Annotated in this window: 1 protein-coding gene and 1 pseudogene; both read right to left on the bottom strand. The window is 68.3% G+C overall.

Annotated features, from left to right (window positions below; genetic code table 11):
• Positions 1 to 468: pseudogene (locus tag STSP_RS09845) on the bottom strand (ABC transporter permease); the annotation flags it as partial.
• 3 nt (positions 469 to 471) lie between these two features.
• Positions 472 to 1,071 (bottom strand): ABC transporter ATP-binding protein (locus STSP_RS09840; RefSeq protein ID WP_157902802.1); only part of this gene is annotated, 600 nt, incomplete at its 5' end.

Raw genomic sequence — 1,071 nt, 5'->3', positions numbered from 1 at the left:
CTGGAACGGCGCGCCGGGGACCGACATGGCGGCCAGGGTCTCGTTCACCAGGCCCTTGTCACCCAGCAGGATGATCCAGCCGTAGGTACGCACCAGGGCACTGATGAAGTGCGGAACGACCACGACCAGCATCGCCAGGCCCGCCAGGATGGGCTTGAGCCGGGTGATCGCCTGGGCCAGGACGAATCCGAAGACGAGGCTCAGCAGCGCCGTCTCGGCGGAGATCCGCAGCGTGGTGATCAGCACCGAGAGGTTGACCCCGGTCAGCGCGTCGGCGTACCAGTGCAGGGTGAACGATCCGTCGGCGTTCTTCAGGCTGAGGAGCAGCGTGCTGAAGATCGGGTAGACGAACAGCACCAGCAGATAGACGACGACCGGCAGCGCGTAGAGGATCCCGACCCGGGTCCTGCGCGAAGCCAGGAGCTTGCGCGGACGGGCGGGGGCGGTGGTGGTCAGGGTGGCGGCCATGGCTCACCCGCCCTGTTCGATGGGGAAGAGGTTGACGTCGTCCGCATCGGCGGTGATCCCGACCCGCTCGCCGGCGACGGGGCCTCGGCCGGCCGGTACCTCCAGGCGCAGCAGCGGCGCCTCCTTGCCGTCGATGCGTACGCCGGCGCGCACGAGGGTGCCCACGTAGGTGGCGGTCTCCACCGTGCCGGTACAGAACCCGTCATCACTGGCACAGGCCCGCAGTCGGCCCGGCTGGACGGCGACCTTGACCTGGGCGCCGGAGGGCAGCTGGTGGCGGCGCGCCTTCAGCAGGCCGCCACAGTTGTCGAGGCGGACCAGGGTGTGCTCGTCGGTGTGCTGCTCCACACGGCCCGGCAGGAAGTTGGCCGCACCGAGGAAGTCCGCGACGAAGGGCGTCTTCGGCCGCTCGAACAGTTCCCGAGGGCTGTCGAACTGCTCGATCAGGCCGTTGCGCATCACGGCGATGCGGTCGGACATGACCAGCGCTTCTTCCTGATCGTGCGTCACATAGATGACGGTCAGGCCCAGTTCCTGCTGGATGGTCTTGATCTCGATCTGGAGCTGGTCGCGGAGCTTCTTGTCCAGCGCGCCGAGCGGCTC

It is taken from the genome of Streptomyces jeddahensis (genome assembly GCF_001642995.1).
Taxonomy (GTDB): domain Bacteria; phylum Actinomycetota; class Actinomycetes; order Streptomycetales; family Streptomycetaceae; genus Streptomyces; species Streptomyces jeddahensis.
Note: the sequence above shows the minus strand (reverse complement) of the source record. Positions and strands in the feature narration are given on the sequence as shown.